The sequence below is a fragment of the Tepidibacter aestuarii genome, from assembly GCF_934924865.1.
GTDB lineage: Bacteria > Bacillota > Clostridia > Peptostreptococcales > Peptostreptococcaceae > Tepidibacter_A > Tepidibacter_A aestuarii.
The window spans coordinates 3,447,917-3,461,557 of the sequence record NZ_OW235315.1; the positions used below are offsets into that span (position 1 = coordinate 3,447,917).

Genomic DNA, 13,641 nt, shown 5'->3' on the forward strand with positions numbered 1-13,641 from the left:
ACTTTCAAAATTGATCAGATTTAAAATTTGGTTAAGTCCTCGATCTATTAGTATTCATCAGCTGAACTCATTACTGAGCTTACACCTTGAACCTATCAACCAGGTAGTCTTCCTGGGATCTTACTCATAAAGATGGGAAATCTTATCTTGAGGTTGGCTTCGCGCTTAGATGCTTTCAGCGCTTATCCATTCCATACATAGCTACCCAGCTATGCCACTGGCGTGACAACTGGTGCACCAGAGGTATGTCCATCCCGGTCCTCTCGTACTAAGGACAGCTCCTCTCAAATTTCCTACGCCTGCGACGGATAGGGACCGAACTGTCTCACGACGTTCTGAACCCAGCTCGCGTACCACTTTAATGGGCGAACAGCCCAACCCTTGGGACCTACTACAGCCCCAGGATGTGATGAGCCGACATCGAGGTGCCAAACCTCCCCGTCGATGTGGACTCTTGGGGGAGATAAGCCTGTTATCCCCAGGGTAGCTTTTATCCGTTGAGCGATGGCCCTTCCACGCGGAACCACCGGATCACTAAGCCCGACTTTCGTCCTTGCTCGACCTGTATGTCTTGCAATCAAGCTCCCTTTTGCCTTTGCACTCTTCGCACGATTTCCGACCGTGCTGAGGGAACCTTTGGGCGCCTCCGTTACATTTTGGGAGGCGACCGCCCCAGTCAAACTGTCCACCTGACAGTGTCCCAAGACCAGATTCATGGTCTATGGTTAGAATCTCAATATTACAAGGGTGGTATCCCAAGGATGACTCCACGAAAACTGGCGTTCTCGTATCTCAGTCTCCCACCTATCCTGTACATGTAATATCGAAATCCAATGCCAGGCTACAGTAAAGCTCCATGGGGTCTTTCCGTCCTGTCGCAGGTATCCGGCATCTTCACCGGAATTACAATTTCACCGAGTCTTTTGTTGAGACAGTGCCCAAATCGTTACGCCTTTCGTGCGGGTCGGAACTTACCCGACAAGGAATTTCGCTACCTTAGGACCGTTATAGTTACGGCCGCCGTTTACTGGGGCTTAAGTTCAATGCTTCGACTAATGTCTAACACATCCCCTTAACCTTCCAGCACCGGGCAGGCGTCAGCTCCTATACATCGTCTTTCGACTTAGCAGAAACCTATGTTTTTGGTAAACAGTCGCTTGGGCCTATTCTCTGCGGCCTCTTCGGGCATACACCCTAATGAGGCACCCCTTATCCCTAAGTTACGGGGTCATTTTGCCGAGTTCCTTAACAAAAGTTCTCTCGCTAGCCTTAGAATTCTCTTCTCACCCACCTGTGTCGGTTTGCGGTACGGGTACCTTTAATCTCAGTAGAGGCTTTTCTTGGCAGCATGAAATCGACTACTTCGCTACTTAAATTTCGCTCCCCATCACACCTCAGGATTGCACCGACGGATTTGCCTATCAATGCTCCCTTAATGCTTGGACCTACATATCCAATAGTAGGATAGCCTATCCTTCTGCGTCACCCCATTCTTCAAACGATTATCGGTAGTACAGGAATCTCAACCTGTTGTCCATCACCTACGCCTTTCGGCCTCGGCTTAGGTCCCGACTAACCCTGAGCGGACGAACCTTCCTCAGGAAACCTTGGGTTTTCGGCCCGTAGGATTCTCACCTACGTCTCGCTACTCATGCCAACATTCTCTCTTCACTGCAGTCCACTAGTCCTTCCGGTCTAGCTTCAACCCGCAGTGAATGCTCCCCTACCCATTGACAAAGTCAATGCCGTAGCTTCGGTAGTAAGTTTTAGCCCCGATAATTTTCGGCGCAGGATCACTCGACCAGTGAGCTATTACGCACTCTTTGAATGAATGGCTGCTTCTAAGCCAACATCCTGGTTGTCTGTGCAATCCCACATCCTTTACCACTTAACTTACATTTAGGGACCTTAGCTGACGGTCTGGGCTGTTTCCCTCTCGACTATGAATCTTATCACCCACAGTCTGACTCCCAAGCAAAAGATAAAGGCATTCGGAGTTTGATAGTCTTCGGTAACCCACAGGGCCCCTAGGACATTCAGTGCTCTACCTCCTCATCTCTAAGCTTGAGGCTAGCCCTAAAGCTATTTCGGGGAGAACCAGCTATCTCCGAGCTCGATTGGAATTTCACCTCTACCCACAGCTCATCCCCGCACTTTTCAACGTGCGTGGGTTCGGACCTCCACGAAATTTTACTTTCGCTTCATCCTGGCCATGGGTAGGTCGCTCGGTTTCGGGTCTACGACAAGTAACTGAATCGCCCAGTTAAGACTCGCTTTCGCTACGGCTCCAGACCCTAAGTCCTTAACCTTGCTACTTATCGTAACTCGTTGGCCCGTTCTACAAAAAGTACGCGGTCACACTAAAAATGTGCTCCCACAGCTTGTAGGCATAGGGTTTCAGGTTCTATTTCACTCCCCTTCCGGGGTTCTTTTCACCTTTCCCTCACGGTACTATACGCTATCGGTCACCAAGAAGTATTTAGCCTTGGGGGGTGGTCCCCCCAGCTTCCCACAGGGTTTCACGTGTCCCGTGGTACTCTGGAGTATGCTCGAAAGTCTTCTTGTTTAATCTACAGGACTATTACCTTCTATGGTGGGTCTTTCCAAACCTCTTCGACTACAATACCTCTTTCTTGTGAGCATATCCGCAACCCCTATGAAGAAAACTTCATAGGTTTGGGCTCTTCCCCTTTCGCTCGCCGCTACTTAGGGAATCGATTTTTCTTTCTCTTCCTCGAGGTACTTAGATGTTTCAGTTCCCTCGGTTCCCCTCCTTAGACTATGTATTCATCTAAGGATACCTAGACATTACTCTAGGTGGGTTTCCCCATTCGGAAATCTCCGGATCAAAGATTGCTTGCATCTCCCCGAAGCTTATCGCAGCTTACCACGTCCTTCATCGGCTCTTGGTGCCAAGGCATCCGCCCTACGCCCTTAATAACTTAACCTAAATTTATTTAAATCTGTTCAATTTTCAAAGTACTAATTTTGAGGAATAAACCCTCAAAATTAAACAGTAGGTTATTTCTCCTTAGAAAGGAGGTGATCCAGCCGCACCTTCCGATACGGCTACCTTGTTACGACTTCACCCCAGTCATTGATTTCACCTTCGGCAGATTCCTCCTTACGGTTGGATATCTGACTTCGGGCGCCCCCAACTTCCGTGGTGTGACGGGCGGTGTGTACAAGACCCGGGAACGCATTCACCGCGACATTCTGATTCGCGATTACTAGTAACTCCAGCTTCATGCAGGCGAGTTTCAGCCTGCAATCCGAACTGAGACTAGCTTTAAGAGATTAGCTTGACCTCGCGGTTTCGCAACTCTCTGTACTAGCCATTGTAGCACGTGTGTAGCCCTAAGCATAAGGGGCATGATGATTTGACGTCATCCCCACCTTCCTCCGAGTTATCCTCGGCAGTCTCTCTAGAGTGCCCATCCAAAATGCTGGCAACTAAAGATAAGGGTTGCGCTCGTTGCGGGACTTAACCCAACATCTCACGACACGAGCTGACGACAACCATGCACCACCTGTCACCTCAGTCCCCGAAGGGAAAGCTTCGATTAAGAAGCGGTCTGAGGGATGTCAAGCTTAGGTAAGGTTCTTCGCGTTGCTTCGAATTAAACCACATGCTCCGCTACTTGTGCGGGTCCCCGTCAATTCCTTTGAGTTTCACTCTTGCGAGCGTACTCCCCAGGCGGAGTGCTTAATGCGTTAGCTGCGGCACCGAGGGGGGTAACCCCCGACACCTAGCACTCATCGTTTACGGCGTGGACTACCAGGGTATCTAATCCTGTTCGCTCCCCACGCTTTCGTGCCTCAGCGTCAGTTACAGTCCAGAGAGCCGCCTTCGCAACTGGTATTCCTCCTAATATCTACGCATTTCACCGCTACACTAGGAATTCTACTCTCCTCTCCTGCACTCAAGCCCTGCAGTTTCAAAAGCTTACTACGGTTGAGCCGTAGCCTTTCACTTCTGACTTACAAGGCCGCCTACGCACCCTTTACGCCCAGTAATTCCGGATAACGCTTGCCCCCTACGTATTACCGCGGCTGCTGGCACGTAGTTAGCCGGGGCTTCCTCCTAAGGTACCGTCATTATCTTCCCTTAGGACAGAGCTTTACGACCCGAAGGCCTTCATCGCTCACGCGGCGTTGCTGCATCAGGGTTTCCCCCATTGTGCAATATTCCCCACTGCTGCCTCCCGTAGGAGTCTGGACCGTGTCTCAGTTCCAGTGTGGCCGATCACCCTCTCAGGTCGGCTACCCATCGTCGCCTTGGTAAGCTTTTACCTCACCAACTAGCTAATGGGACGCGGGTCCATCCTATACCGCTAACGCTTTGACATTTCTAAGATGCCTTAAAAATGTGTTATCTCGTATTAGCATATCTTTCGATATGTTATCCGTGTGTATAGGGCAGGTTACCCACGCGTTACTCACCCGTCCGCCGCTAAGATTAAAAAGCAAGCTTTTTAATCTCCGCTCGACTTGCATGTGTTAGGCACGCCGCCAGCGTTCATCCTGAGCCAGGATCAAACTCTTAAATAAAAGTTTGTCAGTACTCAGTAAACTGACTTTATGTGTTGTTTCCGAAAATCACTGTTGTGATTTATTTATAACCTACTGTTTAATTTTCAAAGTTCATTTTGTGTTTCGTGTTTGCCTCGTTGTTGAGGACAAGTAATAATATATCACCTTTAAAACATTTCGTCAACACTTTTTTTAAAGTTTTTATTGTTTTATGAAAACAAGTTATATAATTAGTCTTAAATTGAGGGTTCTAAACTAAATGATTTTTGTATTATAGTTAAGAACCCTTAATTATTTATTTCATATTATGTGTCTGTGACATTTCCTTCGTCAAATCTCTATCTATATCAGTTTCTTCATCAAAAGTTTGATAAGTTTTAGGATAATTGACAGAAGCAACAATTGAATTCATATCGTCTAAAATAGATACTCCTTGAGGTATATTTAAATCTGCAACTGTAAGAGACCCTCCCTCTTGAAGATAAGATAGATCTCCTCTAACATGTGTAGGTGTATCATAAGCCCCATATTTGACTTCAACATCTAGAAGTTGCTGCTGTACAACATATCCTTGACTTTCTATTTTAGATTTATTCTCCAATACAATAGGTATATGAGTATGAATAAAATCTTCGTTCGTTACTTTATGTAAATCAAAGTGTATAAACTCTTTATCATTCATAATGTCTCTTTGAACTTCATGTATATAAACTTTATGAACTTCATTGTTAAACTCTATATCAAATACTTTGTTTTCTTTATTTTGACTGTAGATTTGTTTAAATTCTTTCTTATCCATAGCAACTCCAATAGAGTCTGTGTTTTTACCATATAAAACCCCAGGTACAAAACCTTTTTTTCTTATTGCTTTAGCTTTACAGTTGCTAAACGAATTCCTAGATAATAACTCCATAAATAATACCTCCTATATTTATTATACATAAGGTATTATTGACACTATATTATTCTTTAATACATTTATTTTTATACATTTGGTTTGTGAAATAAATAAAATATATCTATGAAAATATTAATAATTAACTTTAAATATTTTCATAAACATATTTTTATACAAATCAAGTTAAATATATTATCCAACTATAGATAATAACCTCTTTACTATATCACTTAATTTCAATTCTCCTAATTCTCTATGGCACATAGTAAATACCAATTTAATACAATCTTCTACTTCATCATATTTATAAGCATATGCTTTTAAGATACTTCTTTCAGGCATATACTCCTCTAGTTCAACAGCTAAAGTGTCTGCTAAGTCCATGTATTCATCAAGCAATTCTTCTTTGTTTTCTTCTTCTAAATCGTATCCATCGTCTTTTAACATTTCATTTAATACATCTATATTTATACTCATGTTAAATGCAACTATATCTTCCCTTTTAGATCTTAGACTCATATCTTCTAATATATTAAATTCGCTATTGTCTAATATTATTTTTTTTATATCATTACTATCTATTACCTCATCTTTGAATATTACAAACATGAAATCATCTCCTCATAAGTAAATTATTTCTTCATATGTTGTTTCAATGAACTTAATAAAAAAGTCTTTATTCTAGAAATTTTCAATGTAGACTTTTTTGAAATTCGTAACATAAATTATACTTATTCACAATTTAAATATAAATATAATTTCCTACTCATTATAAAAAAAGAAAAGCCTAAATACAAGCTTTTCTTAAATATGTAATAAATATATTTACATCATTGTTATGTAATATGTATATTTCAGTTATTAATTTACAACAAATATTGTATTAAAGATATAGCTAAAACTCCAAATACACCTAAATAAGCTGTGCAAAAAGATGTTAGCAAGTTTATACCTATGTTTAAGTTTATATTAAAAATACTAAAAGCATAATTTAAAATAAATATACATAGACCTCCAACCATTAGTTTAGCACTAATTTTACCTATCAACTTCAGTGGACCGATCATCAATAAAGCTATGGTATAAATGCTAAGTATTATGATTCCATATAATAATATGAGCTTCACCTGTAATAAAACATCTATCATATTTATCCCCCCAAGTTTATCCATTATATATTGATCTTATAATCAAATACTCATCAATAGCATTTAGAAAGTTCTTTATACATTACATACCCCTTTATAAATTATCCCATTTTCTTTTGCTTTTCTTAAAAAATATGAATACCTAGATTTAGCAGCTTCTAATCTAAATATTGCATAATCTACTAGATCTGGATCTCTTACATTATCAAAAAAAGATTCAGCTGATTTTAAATCTATATATGCTTCTCGTAAATCTTTCATAAATTCTTCATTTTCATCTACTTGTTTTTTAAAAAAATTAATACTCATAAATGTACCCCTCCCTATTATAAATTTATATTTTAATTTTGGACTTTTATGATAAAATATATACTTTTTTTTAAAAAAAAGAACTCTACAGAGTTCTTTTTTGTTTTATCTTTTGATATTGTTTAGGTGTGTGTCCATATTTATTCTTAAATTGACTTATAAAATATGATATATTCTCGTAACCTAAATCATAAGCTACTTCAGTTACGTTCTTTTCTTTCAAAAGATCTATTGATTTTTTAAGTTTTATTTCTTTTAAATATAGGTTAGGAGTCACTCCTATTATATTTTTAAACTGTATTGAAAAATTCGATTCAGACATATTTAAATAGCTAGCTATATCTTTTATTTTTATATTTTTATCATAGTTCTCACGTATATATTTTGTAGCTATTGATATGGGGTGAGTATGTTCTTTTGTTAATATATCTTCTGAACCCTGTATTTTTAGAATATTATATAGCATCTCTTGAATATAAAGATCCATCAAAAAATATTTATTTTTTTCTGACGAGAAATTAGTTTTTATAATCTTCCCGAATATTTCATTTATAGTTTTATTTTTTTTACCTAAGAATATATTTTTATATTTAGGATTTATATTGCTTTTGATATCGCAATTAACTTTATCTACTACATTCTTTATTATGTCTTGCTCTATCTCTAATACTAAAGCTTTTGTAGGAGTCTTCATTTCCATTTCTACTTTTGAGTTTGGTGGTAATATTATAAACTCATCTTTTCCATAATAAAAATTATCACTTTCATCTACTCTTAGTTTTTTTTGGCCGTTAAGTATAGTGCATATTCTATTATTTTCATAAGATTTATAACATCCACTATATGGTTTTTCGAAATCATAATATAAAAATCTCATGTAATCGGTTTCAGTACCATCTATTAACTCAATATTTCTATCAAACTTATTAATCATATCTAATTTCCTCCAAATGTTCATATATATAATGTTAATTTTTTATCTCTTATTCAATTTATATAGTTCTAATAATCTAAATTTGTTACTTTATTTTTACTTTTATATACACATTATACTATATTCACTATTAATTTTTTAAGAATCTTAAAATTACATTTATTTATTTTTAGCTCATTTTATCAAATTTAGAGTTAGTTTTATTTAACTATTTATATTAATATTATAAATATAAATTTTAAGTTATTTTTTTAACATAAATTTCAAGGAGGTTTTTTTATGAACAGCACTTATAAATTTAATATGCCCTCTGTTAATTTGATGGGACCTGGATGTTTAAACGAAGTTGGAGATGAAGTTTTATCTCTAGGATTAAAAAAAGCTTTAATAGTAACAGATAAAATGCTAGTTAAAATAGGTTTGATACATAAATTAGTAGATGTATTGGATAAAAGTAATATGGATTATGTTATATTTGATAAAACTCAACCTAATCCTACTGTAAAAAATGTTGAAGATGGTTTAGCTCTTTTAAAAGAAAATAAATGTGACTTTATTATTTCGTTTGGCGGAGGTTCTCCTCACGATTGTGCTAAAGGTATTGGAATTGTTGCAAGTAACGGTGGATGTATAAAAGATTATGAAGGAGTAAATAAATCTAAAAAATCTATGCTTCCACTAGTTGCTATTAACACAACTGCAGGAACTGCAAGTGAAATGACTAAGTTTTGTATAATAACAGATGAGGATAGACATATAAAAATGGCTATAGTTGATAATCATACAACTCCAACTATATCTGTAAACGACCCACTACTAATGGTAGAAAAACCAGCATCGTTAACAGCAGCTACAGGAATGGATGCTCTTACTCATGCAATAGAAGCTTTTGTGTCAACACAAGCTACTCCTGTGACAGATGCTTGTGCATTAATGGCAATAGAATTAATATGCACAAACCTAAAAGAAGCTGTAGATAATGGCTTTAATGTAGAAGCTAGAGGCAAAATGGCCTATGCTCAATTTTTAGCTGGAATGGCATTTAATAATGCAAGTCTTGGATATGTTCATGCTATGGCACACCAGTTAGGTGGTTTGTACGATCTACCTCATGGTGTTTGTAATGCTATATTACTACCTCATGTTCAGGAATATAATTCTAAAGTAGTTCCTGATAGATTTGTTGACATTGCTAAAGCTATGGGAGAAGATATTCATAATATTTCAAATGAAAAAGCAGCTATTAAAGTTATTGATTCTATTAAAAAACTATCTAAAAAAATCGGGATTCCTTCTGGATTAAAAGAACTAGATGCAAAAGAAGAAGATTTAACTATTCTTTCTGAAAATGCTTTAAAAGATGCTTGCGGATTTACTAACCCTAAACAAGCTTCTCTAGAAGAAATAATTGAAGTATATAAAAACGCTATGTAATTAAAAATCATCTACTAGATAGTTGAACCTTCTCAAATGCACAATAAATAGTGTATCTGAGGGGGTTTAATTTTATATATTAATACAAAATTTCTATTATTGATCTCCTTATAAAATTCTGATTATTATTTTCAAAGCTTCACATTCATTTATAGCAACCATAAGTTTTTACATTCACCATTGCTGTTATCTATAGATTCAACGTTATATAATTTTTTAAACAATAAAAAAACACCTTTAAAATAAAGGTGTTTTTCAAAATTGGTGGGCTCAACAGGGCTCGAACCTGTGACCCCCTGCTTGTAAGGCAGGTGCTCTCCCAGCTGAGCTATGAGCCCAATTAAACGTGGTGCGCCCAGAGGGACTCGAACCCCCAACCTTCTGATTCGTAGTCAGACACTCTATCCAGTTGAGCTATAGGCGCTTATTTGATTTTTACAAAAAAAATGGAGGCGACACCCAGATTCGAACTGGGGATGAAGGAGTTGCAGTCCTCTGCCTTACCACTTGGCTATGTCGCCATTTTTTTTGGTGACCCATCCGCGACTCGAACGCGGGACACCCTGATTAAAAGTCAGGTGCTCTACCGACTGAGCTAATGGGTCAAAATATGGGGTGAGTAATGAGATTCGAACTCACGGCCTCCAGAGCCACAATCTGGCGCTCTAACCGACTGAGCTATACCCACCATATTGGTCGAGGTGGAGGGACTCGAACCCCCGGCCCCATGGTCCCAAACCACGTGCGCTACCAAACTGCGCTACACCTCGATATAATATATTAAATAAAGTGGTGGGCCTTCAGGGACTCGAACCCCAGACCTACCGGTTATGAGCCGGGCGCTCTAACCAACTGAGCTAAAGGCCCACTTTATTTGGTAGCGGCAACTAGATTCGAACTAGTGACCTTTCGGGTATGAACCGAACGCTCTAGCCAACTGAGCTATGCCGCCACATTTTATTGGTGCCCAGAGGCGGAATCGAACCACCGACACGGGGATTTTCAGTCCCCTGCTCTACCGACTGAGCTATCTGGGCATTTGGCGGAGGAGGTGGGATTTGAACCCACGGCCCCTTTCGGAGTCACTGGTTTTCAAGACCAGCTCCTTAAGCCACTCGGACACCCCTCCGCATTTCTTTGGTGACCCATCCGCGACTCGAACGCGGGACACCCTGATTAAAAGTCAGGTGCTCTACCGACTGAGCTAATGGGTCAGATTAAATTGGCTGGGGATGCTGGACTCGAACCAACGCATGCAGGAATCAAAATCCTGAGCCTTACCGACTTGGCGAATCCCCAGTATATGGCGTGCCTGCAGGGATTCGAACCCCGGACACGTGGCTTAGAAGGCCACTGCTCTATCCAACTGAGCTACAGGCACATATTTTGGAGCGGAAAACGAGATTCGAACTCGCGACCCTCGCCTTGGCAAGGCGATGCTCTACCACTGAGCCATTTCCGCTTATGGTGCGGGTGGAGGGACTTGAACCCCCACGCTAAAAGCGCTAGATCCTAAGTCTAGTGCGTCTGCCAATTCCGCCACACCCGCGCATTATTGATGGTGGAGGGGACTGGATTCGAACCAGTGAAAGCGATGCTAACAGATTTACAGTCTGCCCCCTTTGGCCAACTCGGGAACCCCTCCATGTTTTGGAGCTAGTGATAGGAATCGAACCTACAACCTGCTGATTACAAGTCAGCTGCTCTACCGTTGAGCCACACTAGCACTTTTTTATTTTTTTAAATATCCCAATTTAATTATTTGGCGACCTGGAAGGGACTCGAACCCTCGACCTCCAGCGTGACAGGCTGGCATTCTAACCAACTGAACTACCAGGCCAAATAATTGGTGGGCTCAACAGGGCTCGAACCTGTGACCCCCTGCTTGTAAGGCAGGTGCTCTCCCAGCTGAGCTATGAGCCCAATTATTAATGGTGACCCCTAGGGGAATCGAACCCCTGTTACCGCCGTGAAAGGGCGGTGTCTTAACCGCTTGACCAAGGGGCCATACTGGTTGCGGGAGCAGGACTTGAACCTACGACCTTCGGGTTATGAGCCCGACGAGCTGCCAACTGCTCCATCCCGCGTCATTGTGGTGCCGAGGACCGGAATCGAACCGGTACGATCTGTAAGGACCGCAGGATTTTAAGTCCTGTGCGTCTGCCAGTTCCGCCACCTCGGCATTTTTTTGGCTCCAAGGGTGGGACTCGAACCCACAGCCTATCGGTTAACAGCCGAGTGCTCCACCGTTGAGCTACCTTGGAACGTAATTTCGTAACAACAAAATATATATTATCATATTTGATTGTTACTGTCAATATGTTTTATGGAGGCGACACCCAGATTCGAACTGGGGATGAAGGAGTTGCAGTCCTCTGCCTTACCACTTGGCTATGTCGCCATTTTTCTTGGTGACCCATCCGCGACTCGAACGCGGGACACCCTGATTAAAAGTCAGGTGCTCTACCGACTGAGCTAATGGGTCAAAATATGGGGTGAGTAATGAGATTCGAACTCACGGCCTCCAGAGCCACAATCTGGCGCTCTAACCGACTGAGCTATACCCACCATATTGGTCGAGGTGGAGGGACTCGAACCCCCGGCCCCATGGTCCCAAACCACGTGCGCTACCAAACTGCGCTACACCTCGATATAATATATTAAATAAAGTGGTGGGCCTTCAGGGACTCGAACCCCAGACCTACCGGTTATGAGCCGGGCGCTCTAACCAACTGAGCTAAAGGCCCACTTTATTTGGTAGCGGCAACTAGATTCGAACTAGTGACCTTTCGGGTATGAACCGAACGCTCTAGCCAACTGAGCTATGCCGCCACATTTTATTGGTGCCCAGAGGCGGAATCGAACCACCGACACGGGGATTTTCAGTCCCCTGCTCTACCGACTGAGCTATCTGGGCATTTGGCGGAGGAGGTGGGATTTGAACCCACGGCCCCTTTCGGAGTCACTGGTTTTCAAGACCAGCTCCTTAAGCCACTCGGACACCCCTCCGCATTTCTTTGGTGACCCATCCGCGACTCGAACGCGGGACACCCTGATTAAAAGTCAGGTGCTCTACCGACTGAGCTAATGGGTCAGATTAAATTGGCTGGGGATGCTGGACTCGAACCAACGCATGCAGGAATCAAAATCCTGAGCCTTACCGACTTGGCGAATCCCCAGTATATGGCGTGCCTGCAGGGATTCGAACCCCGGACACGTGGCTTAGAAGGCCACTGCTCTATCCAACTGAGCTACAGGCACATATTTTGGAGCGGAAAACGAGATTCGAACTCGCGACCCTCGCCTTGGCAAGGCGATGCTCTACCACTGAGCCATTTCCGCTTATGGTGCGGGTGGAGGGACTTGAACCCCCACGCTAAAAGCGCTAGATCCTAAGTCTAGTGCGTCTGCCAATTCCGCCACACCCGCGCATTATTGATGGTGGAGGGGACTGGATTCGAACCAGTGAAAGCGATGCTAACAGATTTACAGTCTGCCCCCTTTGGCCAACTCGGGAACCCCTCCATGTTTTGGAGCTAGTGATAGGAATCGAACCTACAACCTGCTGATTACAAGTCAGCTGCTCTACCGTTGAGCCACACTAGCACTTTTTTATTTTTTTAAATATCCCAATTTAATTATTTGGCGACCTGGAAGGGACTCGAACCCTCGACCTCCAGCGTGACAGGCTGGCATTCTAACCAACTGAACTACCAGGCCAAATAATTGGTGGGCTCAACAGGGCTCGAACCTGTGACCCCCTGCTTGTAAGGCAGGTGCTCTCCCAGCTGAGCTATGAGCCCAATTATTAATGGTGACCCCTAGGGGAATCGAACCCCTGTTACCGCCGTGAAAGGGCGGTGTCTTAACCGCTTGACCAAGGGGCCATACTGGTTGCGGGAGCAGGACTTGAACCTACGACCTTCGGGTTATGAGCCCGACGAGCTGCCAACTGCTCCATCCCGCGTTATTGTGGTGCCGAGGACCGGAATCGAACCGGTACGATCTGTAAGGACCGCAGGATTTTAAGTCCTGTGCGTCTGCCAGTTCCGCCACCTCGGCATTTTTTTTGGCTCCAAGGGTGGGGCTCGAACCCACAGCCTATCGGTTAACAGCCGATTGCTCCACCATTGAGCTACCTTGGAACATACGTGGCTACGTCTTACTCTCCCAGGGGGCTGCCCCCCAAGTACCATCAGCGCTAAAGAGCTTAACTTCTGTGTTCGGAATGGGAACAGGTGTATCCTCTTTGCTATAATAACCACATATTGGAGCGGGTGAAGGGAGTCGAACCCTCGCAGCCGGCTTGGAAGGCCGGAACTCTACCACTGAGCTACACCCGCATATTAAGTATTAAGATTAATACTTTCAAAATTGACCAGATT

Annotated in this window: 6 protein-coding genes, 45 tRNA genes and 3 rRNA genes; 1 reads left to right on the forward strand and 53 read right to left on the reverse strand. The window is 42.1% G+C overall.

All coding sequences use genetic code 11. From position 1 onward, the window contains the following. Positions 1-27: 27 nt before the first annotated feature. From M2214_RS16820 to M2214_RS16850, 7 genes are all read right to left on the reverse strand, one after another. Positions 28-2,948, reverse strand: a 23S ribosomal RNA gene (locus M2214_RS16820). Positions 2,949-3,035: 87 nt separating this feature from the next. Next, positions 3,036-4,551: ribosomal RNA gene (locus M2214_RS16825) — 16S ribosomal RNA — on the reverse strand. Together the 16S and 23S rRNA genes form the textbook arrangement of a ribosomal RNA operon. Before the next feature lie 277 nt (positions 4,552-4,828). Next, positions 4,829-5,446: a 50S ribosomal protein L25 gene (locus tag M2214_RS16830; protein ID WP_248481151.1), complete on the reverse strand. Its 618-nt coding sequence runs from the start codon at positions 5,444-5,446 to the stop codon at positions 4,829-4,831. A 177-nt stretch (positions 5,447-5,623) separates the two neighbouring features. Continuing rightward, positions 5,624-6,040 carry a hypothetical protein gene (locus M2214_RS16835; RefSeq protein ID WP_248481152.1) on the reverse strand — a complete coding sequence of 139 codons (417 nt, stop codon included), beginning with the start codon at positions 6,038-6,040 and terminating at the stop codon, positions 5,624-5,626. Positions 6,041-6,297: 257 nt separating this feature from the next. Then, on the reverse strand, positions 6,298-6,579 hold the full coding sequence (locus M2214_RS16840; RefSeq protein ID WP_248481153.1) for a pro-sigmaK processing inhibitor BofA family protein: 282 nt from the start codon (positions 6,577-6,579) through the stop codon (positions 6,298-6,300). A gap of 75 nt (positions 6,580-6,654) precedes the next feature. Continuing rightward, on the reverse strand, positions 6,655-6,888 hold the full coding sequence (locus M2214_RS16845) for a DUF2508 family protein (protein ID WP_248481154.1): 234 nt from the start codon (positions 6,886-6,888) through the stop codon (positions 6,655-6,657). 85 nt (positions 6,889-6,973) lie between these two features. Beyond that, positions 6,974-7,822 (reverse strand): AraC family transcriptional regulator, encoded by an 849-nt coding sequence (locus M2214_RS16850; RefSeq protein WP_248481155.1) that lies wholly within the window; start codon positions 7,820-7,822, stop codon positions 6,974-6,976. A gap of 279 nt (positions 7,823-8,101) precedes the next feature. Here M2214_RS16850 and yiaY point away from each other — a divergent pair, with 279 nt between their 5' ends. Then, positions 8,102-9,256 (forward strand): L-threonine dehydrogenase, encoded by a 1,155-nt coding sequence (gene yiaY, locus M2214_RS16855; protein ID WP_248481156.1) that lies wholly within the window; start codon positions 8,102-8,104, stop codon positions 9,254-9,256. 262 nt (positions 9,257-9,518) lie between these two features. Here yiaY and M2214_RS16860 read toward each other — a convergent pair. The 46 genes from M2214_RS16860 to M2214_RS17085 form a co-directional block, all read right to left on the reverse strand. Further along, positions 9,519-9,594, reverse strand: a tRNA-Val gene (locus tag M2214_RS16860). Between the two features lie 9 nt (positions 9,595-9,603). Further along, positions 9,604-9,680, reverse strand: a tRNA-Arg gene (locus tag M2214_RS16865). A 23-nt stretch (positions 9,681-9,703) separates the two neighbouring features. Next, positions 9,704-9,777: transfer RNA gene (locus M2214_RS16870), tRNA-Cys, on the reverse strand. Between the two features lie 8 nt (positions 9,778-9,785). Further along, positions 9,786-9,861, reverse strand: a tRNA-Lys gene (locus M2214_RS16875). 6 nt (positions 9,862-9,867) lie between these two features. Beyond that, a tRNA-His gene (locus M2214_RS16880) sits at positions 9,868-9,944 on the reverse strand. Positions 9,945-9,949: 5 nt separating this feature from the next. Then, positions 9,950-10,026: transfer RNA gene (locus M2214_RS16885), tRNA-Pro, on the reverse strand. Between the two features lie 20 nt (positions 10,027-10,046). Then, positions 10,047-10,123, reverse strand: a tRNA-Ile gene (locus M2214_RS16890). A gap of 8 nt (positions 10,124-10,131) precedes the next feature. Next, positions 10,132-10,208, reverse strand: a tRNA-Met gene (locus tag M2214_RS16895). Between the two features lie 9 nt (positions 10,209-10,217). Further along, positions 10,218-10,293: transfer RNA gene (locus M2214_RS16900), tRNA-Phe, on the reverse strand. 3 nt (positions 10,294-10,296) lie between these two features. Further along, positions 10,297-10,385, reverse strand: a tRNA-Ser gene (locus tag M2214_RS16905). Positions 10,386-10,394: 9 nt separating this feature from the next. Beyond that, positions 10,395-10,470, reverse strand: a tRNA-Lys gene (locus M2214_RS16910). 9 nt (positions 10,471-10,479) lie between these two features. Then, positions 10,480-10,555, reverse strand: a tRNA-Gln gene (locus M2214_RS16915). 5 nt (positions 10,556-10,560) lie between these two features. Further along, a tRNA-Arg gene (locus M2214_RS16920) sits at positions 10,561-10,637 on the reverse strand. Positions 10,638-10,643: 6 nt separating this feature from the next. Then, positions 10,644-10,718 (reverse strand) — tRNA-Gly (locus M2214_RS16925). A gap of 3 nt (positions 10,719-10,721) precedes the next feature. Continuing rightward, a tRNA-Leu gene (locus tag M2214_RS16930) sits at positions 10,722-10,805 on the reverse strand. 10 nt (positions 10,806-10,815) lie between these two features. Continuing rightward, positions 10,816-10,901 (reverse strand) — tRNA-Tyr (locus M2214_RS16935). A 6-nt stretch (positions 10,902-10,907) separates the two neighbouring features. Further along, a tRNA-Thr gene (locus M2214_RS16940) sits at positions 10,908-10,982 on the reverse strand. A gap of 37 nt (positions 10,983-11,019) precedes the next feature. Continuing rightward, positions 11,020-11,096, reverse strand: a tRNA-Asp gene (locus M2214_RS16945). 7 nt (positions 11,097-11,103) lie between these two features. Continuing rightward, positions 11,104-11,179, reverse strand: a tRNA-Val gene (locus M2214_RS16950). Positions 11,180-11,188: 9 nt separating this feature from the next. Continuing rightward, positions 11,189-11,263, reverse strand: a tRNA-Glu gene (locus M2214_RS16955). Between the two features lie 4 nt (positions 11,264-11,267). Next, positions 11,268-11,343 (reverse strand) — tRNA-Met (locus M2214_RS16960). 6 nt (positions 11,344-11,349) lie between these two features. Continuing rightward, positions 11,350-11,438, reverse strand: a tRNA-Leu gene (locus tag M2214_RS16965). 7 nt (positions 11,439-11,445) lie between these two features. Then, positions 11,446-11,520: transfer RNA gene (locus M2214_RS16970), tRNA-Asn, on the reverse strand. Between the two features lie 63 nt (positions 11,521-11,583). Beyond that, positions 11,584-11,657, reverse strand: a tRNA-Cys gene (locus tag M2214_RS16975). 8 nt (positions 11,658-11,665) lie between these two features. After that, positions 11,666-11,741 (reverse strand) — tRNA-Lys (locus M2214_RS16980). Between the two features lie 6 nt (positions 11,742-11,747). Then, positions 11,748-11,824: transfer RNA gene (locus tag M2214_RS16985), tRNA-His, on the reverse strand. Positions 11,825-11,829: 5 nt separating this feature from the next. Further along, positions 11,830-11,906: transfer RNA gene (locus tag M2214_RS16990), tRNA-Pro, on the reverse strand. A gap of 20 nt (positions 11,907-11,926) precedes the next feature. Next, positions 11,927-12,003 (reverse strand) — tRNA-Ile (locus tag M2214_RS16995). 8 nt (positions 12,004-12,011) lie between these two features. Continuing rightward, a tRNA-Met gene (locus tag M2214_RS17000) sits at positions 12,012-12,088 on the reverse strand. A gap of 9 nt (positions 12,089-12,097) precedes the next feature. Then, a tRNA-Phe gene (locus M2214_RS17005) sits at positions 12,098-12,173 on the reverse strand. A gap of 3 nt (positions 12,174-12,176) precedes the next feature. After that, positions 12,177-12,265 (reverse strand) — tRNA-Ser (locus M2214_RS17010). 9 nt (positions 12,266-12,274) lie between these two features. After that, positions 12,275-12,350: transfer RNA gene (locus M2214_RS17015), tRNA-Lys, on the reverse strand. A gap of 9 nt (positions 12,351-12,359) precedes the next feature. Further along, a tRNA-Gln gene (locus tag M2214_RS17020) sits at positions 12,360-12,435 on the reverse strand. Between the two features lie 5 nt (positions 12,436-12,440). Continuing rightward, positions 12,441-12,517 (reverse strand) — tRNA-Arg (locus tag M2214_RS17025). Between the two features lie 6 nt (positions 12,518-12,523). Beyond that, a tRNA-Gly gene (locus tag M2214_RS17030) sits at positions 12,524-12,598 on the reverse strand. Positions 12,599-12,601: 3 nt separating this feature from the next. Beyond that, positions 12,602-12,685: transfer RNA gene (locus M2214_RS17035), tRNA-Leu, on the reverse strand. Positions 12,686-12,695: 10 nt separating this feature from the next. Then, positions 12,696-12,781: transfer RNA gene (locus M2214_RS17040), tRNA-Tyr, on the reverse strand. A 6-nt stretch (positions 12,782-12,787) separates the two neighbouring features. After that, a tRNA-Thr gene (locus M2214_RS17045) sits at positions 12,788-12,862 on the reverse strand. 37 nt (positions 12,863-12,899) lie between these two features. Further along, positions 12,900-12,976 (reverse strand) — tRNA-Asp (locus tag M2214_RS17050). 7 nt (positions 12,977-12,983) lie between these two features. Beyond that, a tRNA-Val gene (locus M2214_RS17055) sits at positions 12,984-13,059 on the reverse strand. 9 nt (positions 13,060-13,068) lie between these two features. Beyond that, positions 13,069-13,143: transfer RNA gene (locus M2214_RS17060), tRNA-Glu, on the reverse strand. Between the two features lie 4 nt (positions 13,144-13,147). After that, positions 13,148-13,223: transfer RNA gene (locus M2214_RS17065), tRNA-Met, on the reverse strand. A gap of 6 nt (positions 13,224-13,229) precedes the next feature. After that, positions 13,230-13,318 (reverse strand) — tRNA-Leu (locus M2214_RS17070). Positions 13,319-13,326: 8 nt separating this feature from the next. Next, positions 13,327-13,401: transfer RNA gene (locus tag M2214_RS17075), tRNA-Asn, on the reverse strand. A gap of 4 nt (positions 13,402-13,405) precedes the next feature. Then, positions 13,406-13,522, reverse strand: a 5S ribosomal RNA gene (rrf, locus tag M2214_RS17080). Positions 13,523-13,525: 3 nt separating this feature from the next. Next, positions 13,526-13,599 (reverse strand) — tRNA-Gly (locus tag M2214_RS17085). Between the last annotated feature and the right edge of the window lie 42 nt (positions 13,600-13,641).

Coding starts and splice junctions, on each gene's coding strand:
- M2214_RS16835 (WP_248481152.1), bottom strand. CDS start 6,040: ATGTTTGTAATATTCAAAGATGAGGTAATAGATAGTAATGATATAAAA.
- yiaY (WP_248481156.1), top strand. CDS start 8,102: ATGAACAGCACTTATAAATTTAATATGCCCTCTGTTAATTTGATGGGA.
- M2214_RS16850 (WP_248481155.1), bottom strand. CDS start 7,822: ATGATTAATAAGTTTGATAGAAATATTGAGTTAATAGATGGTACTGAA.
- M2214_RS16845 (WP_248481154.1), bottom strand. CDS start 6,888: ATGAGTATTAATTTTTTTAAAAAACAAGTAGATGAAAATGAAGAATTT.
- M2214_RS16830 (WP_248481151.1), bottom strand. CDS start 5,446: ATGGAGTTATTATCTAGGAATTCGTTTAGCAACTGTAAAGCTAAAGCA.
- M2214_RS16840 (WP_248481153.1), bottom strand. CDS start 6,579: ATGATAGATGTTTTATTACAGGTGAAGCTCATATTATTATATGGAATC.